At 62.8% G+C, this 4,728-nt stretch carries 6 protein-coding genes; 1 reads left to right on the top strand and 5 read right to left on the bottom strand.

Going from position 1 to position 4,728, the window contains the following annotated elements; translation table 11 throughout:
- On the bottom strand, positions 1 to 1,522 hold a 1,522-nt coding region (locus tag RR842_RS06230), incomplete at its 3' end, for an NAD(P)/FAD-dependent oxidoreductase (protein ID WP_332729263.1).
- A gap of 101 nt (positions 1,523 to 1,623) precedes the next feature.
- Between RR842_RS06230 and RR842_RS06225 the strand changes: the two genes are divergently transcribed.
- The gene (locus RR842_RS06225; RefSeq protein ID WP_332521353.1) at positions 1,624 to 1,998 is read left to right on the top strand and encodes a NifB/NifX family molybdenum-iron cluster-binding protein; all 375 of its coding nucleotides are present in this window, start codon (positions 1,624 to 1,626) and stop codon (positions 1,996 to 1,998) included.
- Positions 1,999 to 2,070: 72 nt separating this feature from the next.
- Here RR842_RS06225 and RR842_RS06220 read toward each other — a convergent pair whose 3' ends face one another.
- The 4 genes from RR842_RS06220 to RR842_RS06205 form a co-directional block, all read right to left on the bottom strand.
- Entirely contained in the window at positions 2,071 to 3,009 is a 939-nt protein-coding gene (locus RR842_RS06220) for an AEC family transporter (RefSeq protein WP_332514730.1), read from the bottom strand.
- Complete coding sequence (locus RR842_RS06215) at positions 3,002 to 3,373, bottom strand: VOC family protein (protein ID WP_332514732.1); 372 nt, start codon at positions 3,371 to 3,373, stop codon at positions 3,002 to 3,004. Before RR842_RS06215 ends, RR842_RS06220 begins: the two co-directional genes overlap by 8 nt.
- A gap of 4 nt (positions 3,374 to 3,377) precedes the next feature.
- Positions 3,378 to 3,890, bottom strand: a complete 513-nt coding sequence (locus RR842_RS06210) for a YbhB/YbcL family Raf kinase inhibitor-like protein (RefSeq protein ID WP_332521352.1) — start codon at positions 3,888 to 3,890, stop codon at positions 3,378 to 3,380.
- A gap of 94 nt (positions 3,891 to 3,984) precedes the next feature.
- The gene (locus RR842_RS06205; protein ID WP_332521351.1) at positions 3,985 to 4,344 is read right to left on the bottom strand and encodes a helix-turn-helix domain-containing protein; all 360 of its coding nucleotides are present in this window, start codon (positions 4,342 to 4,344) and stop codon (positions 3,985 to 3,987) included.
- Positions 4,345 to 4,728 lie beyond the last annotated feature (384 nt).

Raw genomic sequence — 4,728 nt, 5'->3', positions numbered from 1 at the left:
CTCCCGCTCCCCGAAGCGCCTCAACGCGCGCAAGCTCCACGTAATCGGGCCGCGCTTGGGCTACCAAGGGCGACCCTGGCTCCCGTTTATCCCACTCGTCGGGAGCAATGCCCAACTCGCCCGCTATGACCTTCGCAGCTTCTGGCAAGCAAAACCCGCCGTGGCACCGGCCCATCGTGGCTCCCGTGCGCCACTTCAACGCATCAAGCGACAGCACCGGCACGGGGCCTCGCAAAGCTGCGACGATATCGGCCTCGGTCACATTGCGGCAGCGGCACACCACGCGCCCCGCTCGCGGATCGGCCGCAATCGCCCGCGCACGCCCGTCATCGTCCAGGGAGGAAAACGGCACCCGGATGCTCCGTCGCGGCTCGAAGTCCACGCGCTGCGATGCGCCCAACAGTGCCGCCACCTGCCCAGCTATATCCACCGCCACGGCGGGCGCGGAGGTAAGCCCCGGCGAGTCGAAGCAGGCGATGTTGAAGAAGCCGGGCGCGTCGTCCGGCTGTCCGACAACGAAGTCTCCCCCCGCACCCGAGGCACGTAGGCCGGCGAAGTTCGTGATCGTGCCGCGGGCGGTGATACCGGGCCAGGTCTTGCGCGCCGCCTCGAGCACGTAGCCAAGCCCAACCGAGGTCGTAGACACATCGGTCTTGCTCGACTGGTCAACCGCGCTCGGCCCCACCAGCAGGTTCCCGTACACGTCGGGAGCCACCAGCACGCCCTTGCCCGCACGCGAGGGAGCCTGGAACATCGTACGGGAGAACAGCGCCCCGAAATCGGTATCGTACAGGCGATACTCCCCACGACGGGGAACGATGCGCAGCGTATGGGCGCTCACCAGGTTGTTTATGTCGTCGGCGAACACTCCAGCCGCGTTCACCACCGCACGTGCCGCCACCCGCGTCCCCGACTCCGTCGCCACCACGTAGCGCACAGAACCAGGCGAGGCCGTCCCATCCGGCGCCGCGCGCTCGACCATACACACGCGTTCGTTGAACCGCAGGCGCACGCCGTGCTCTACCGCCTGCTCCATGCAAGCCAGCGTCACGGCATACGGATCGCAGATAGCCCCCGTTTCGGCCAGCAGAGCGCCCCGTACGTCGGGATTCGCATTCGGCTCGAGCCTGAGCACTTCGTCGGCCGAGAGCTCGCGCACACCCTCCACCCCGTTCTCTGCCGCACGCGCCACCAGCGATCGAACGCTGTCCAGTTCCTCATCGGCAAACGCCAGTACCAGCGAACCGTTGCGCCGATAGGCGAACCCCAGCTCATCAGCCCATTGGGAGAACAGACGCGACCCCTCTACGTTGTAGCGCGCCTTCAGCGTGCCGGGAGCGGGGTCGTAGCCGGCGTGCACGATGCCGGAGTTGGCGCGGGTCGCCCCGCAGGCAAGGTCGTTGCCCGCCTCCAGAACCACCACGTCTGCCTGATAGCGACTGAGCTCGCGCGCACAGGCCGCCCCTGCGATGCCCGCGCCGATGACGAGGACATCGCAGGTAAGTGTGTTTTCGTTATCCATGTCTCTCAGCTTACTATTTTTACCCGTTGGGCGAAAGAGCGGACGAGAAATCGGGCAAACCGGCTATTGTTAGGCGCGCAAACAAAAGGGAAGGGAGGCCCATGAGAATAGCAGTGGCAAGCGAGGGCCTGGAAGTAGCGCCGCGCTTCGGGCAATGCTCCAGCTACATGTGCTACAACGTCGAATGCGGCATCATCGTGGACTGCCAGAACATGCCGAACCCCAGCATGCCCGCGCACGACCTCGCCACCCTGTTCGGCGAGGTCGGCGTGGACGTGCTCATCGTCAACACTATCGAATACGACGTGGCAAACGTCTTCTGCCATGCGGGCATCGAGGTCATCGCGAAGGCGCATGGCACCGCACGCGAAGTGGCCCAAGCCTATCTCACCCGCACGCTCACCGGCGTGGACGACCTCTGCCACATCGACTACGACTACGACGAGGAAGCCGAGCCTGCCTGCTCGCAGGCCTAAGACAGCGCCGCGACGCACCTGCATCCGCCCAGTGCCCCGCACACAACGCCCCGCATCAGAGCGTCTCGATCGCTACAACCAGCCAAATACCCCAAGCACCGAAACGGCGGCGAAGAGGGTCACGATCGACACCGCCGATCCCACGGCTACGATCTGTCCTGCCAGCTCGCCGTCACCGCCCAGTTCCTCGGCCATGGGGAAGCTGCTCACCGCCGCCGGGCTGGCAAACAAGGCCAGCAATGCCCCCAGCTCGACACCGCGATACCCCAGGGCGACCGCAAGCCCCAAGAACACCGCGGGGAGAACGACCAGCTTGCATGCCACCGTCCAGAACAAGGGCCGTCCGTTTGCCTTGGTCTGGGAAAACGAGAACGAGCCGCCCAACGCGATCAACGCCAACGGCGTGGCCACCTGCGCCACCTGGAGCACGGCCGCATCCACCACCGAAGGAAACCTCACCCCTGTAGCCGCAAAGATGATGCCTGCTACACCCGCAATGACCAAAGGGTTCTTCGCAATACCCCCCACCATCTTGCTCCACTTCACCCGCTCGCCCCGGTGGCGCTCGAGCGCGATCACCGAGAGCACGTTGAACAGCGGGACCACGAACGCAATGAGCACCGCTACCGTCCCTGCATGGTCGGCACCGAACAGGGTATTGGAAATAGGCAGGCCGAACAGCACGATATTGCTGCGGAACCCGCCTTGGATGATAACGCCACGTCGATCGCGTCGCTTCTCGAGCCGCGGCACCACCAGATACAGCACGACAAATGCTACCAGGATAGCCCCCGCGGCATAGGCGAGCAGACCCGCATCTGCCGCGAAGTCGAACGGGTTCCCATACACGTTTTGGAACAGCACGGCCGGAAGGAACACCCTGAAGCACAAGGCGTTCAAGCGAGCCAGGAAATCGTTGGTGAAAAGGCCCACCCTCCTCAGGACCGCCCCCAGCGACATGAGCAACAGCAGGGGGCAGACCGTCGAGAAGGCAAGCCAGAAGCTATTCATAGCTGCAGAGCTCGACCAGGTTCCCCTCAGGATCGCGCAGGTACAGCGACCGCATGGCACCGCGTACCCCGTGGCGATTCACGATACCGAGCTCGATGCGCACGCCAGCGCGCACGAGCCGGTCGCGACAAGCCTCAAGGGGCTCGTCTATCTCGAAGCACAGGTCGGCGCTACCGGGTTGCACCTGGGCGGCCCTCGGCTCGAGCTCATGGCCGAGGATATGCACGTTCAGCTTGAAATCGCCCGCGAACAACTCCCAGCGACCGCCCGCATCGCGTGCCTGGAACCCGAGGTGCTCGTAGAACGCAACGCAGGCATCAATGTCGGCTGAGGTGATGACCAGGTGGTCTATCTTGCGAATCACGGCTTTACGCCTCTTTTTCGGAGTAATAGCCCTTGAGTGTCTCATGCGCCAAAACGTGCCCGTCCATCGCATGGTACAACTCGTTCAGCAGAAAGCCGTTGCCTAGGTCGAGCGTTGCGTCCAGCGCGTACACCTGCAGCTCGTAGAGGTGCGGCGCATCCGGCGGGCACATGCCGCCGTAGAAGCTGGACAGCTCCGTGCTCTGCTGGCCGCCCTGCATGCTGGTCCAGCTGTTCGCACCCTGCACGAAGTCAGTCGCGGCCTGGCTCTCGTTCGCGGCTATCTCGGTGCGCGTGATATTGGCTGCCAGCCAATGAATCCACACAAAGCCTCCGCTCACCGGGTAGGCGTCCTTGTCCTCGAGCACGATTGCGTACGAGACGGCACCCTCGGGCGCATCCGTCACGGAAAACGGGATGGAATAGGTGGGTATGCCGTTCTCGTTGAACTGCGTGCCGCGCTTGCCATACTCGTCGGCGAAGTAGCCGTCAACGATGCCGCTGCTGGTAATCTTCATGGAAAGCCTCCTGTCGTTTGGTTGCAGCTCCATGATACCGTCGCGGCGCGATCCCGTGAATTACCCACTTTTTTGTGGGTGGATGCCAGTCTTGCTAGATGACGCCCTTCTCGCGCAGCACATCCTCCATGCCGTTGCGAACCATGAACTCGATGCCCACCTCCTGCATCACCTTCAATGCTCCGAGCATCTTCTGGCCACTGCCTTGCGTCAGGAAGTACTCCACCTTCAGCGGATATCCCTCGAACACCTGCTTGCCGACCAAGCCGAACTCCATAAGCTCCTTCAGCTGCTCCAGTAGCATCTTCTGCGAGATACCCTCTATGTCGCGCTCCAGTTTGGAAAGCGAGGTAGCTCCCAACCGCAGCCGCCACAAGATGATGGGCTTCCATTTCCCCTTGATCATGTCGTGCGTCAGCTCAAGCGGGCACGTATACTCTTTACGCAGCTTCATGAAACTTCCTTCTCGGCAGAATACGTAGGGCAGGCGCCGACCCGCATACACGGGAGCGGCAGATGCCCTCTATTCTGCGGGAGAATCGATGTTTGTGCAAGACGGAGTAGCGCCCCAGCGAACACGTCCTCACCGTATTCCGTGACAATTTCGATACACTGGTGAAGGACAATGGGACGGACACGGAAAACGAGCGCCTACACGACCGAGAGGACAGTAAGGCATGGCACGCATATTGGTGGCAGAAGACGAGCAGCCCATCAACGACCTCATCTGCCGCAACTTGATACTGGTGGACCACGAGCCTATTGCGGTATTCGACGGCAGCGAGGCGCTTCGAATCGCAGGGAGCGAGCACATTGATCTGGCGCTGCTGGACGTGAT

The sequence above is a fragment of the Gordonibacter sp. genome (assembly GCF_036667095.1).
Taxonomy (GTDB): Bacteria; Actinomycetota; Coriobacteriia; order Coriobacteriales; family Eggerthellaceae; genus Gordonibacter.
The sequence above is the reverse complement of the archived record's forward strand: the minus strand, read 5'-3'. Positions and strand labels throughout refer to the sequence as shown.

Coding starts and splice junctions, on each gene's coding strand:
- RR842_RS06225 (WP_332521353.1), top strand. CDS start 1,624: ATGAGAATAGCAGTGGCAAGCGAGGGCCTGGAAGTAGCGCCGCGCTTC.
- RR842_RS06220 (WP_332514730.1), bottom strand. CDS start 3,009: ATGAATAGCTTCTGGCTTGCCTTCTCGACGGTCTGCCCCCTGCTGTTG.
- RR842_RS06210 (WP_332521352.1), bottom strand. CDS start 3,890: ATGAAGATTACCAGCAGCGGCATCGTTGACGGCTACTTCGCCGACGAG.
- RR842_RS06205 (WP_332521351.1), bottom strand. CDS start 4,344: ATGAAGCTGCGTAAAGAGTATACGTGCCCGCTTGAGCTGACGCACGAC.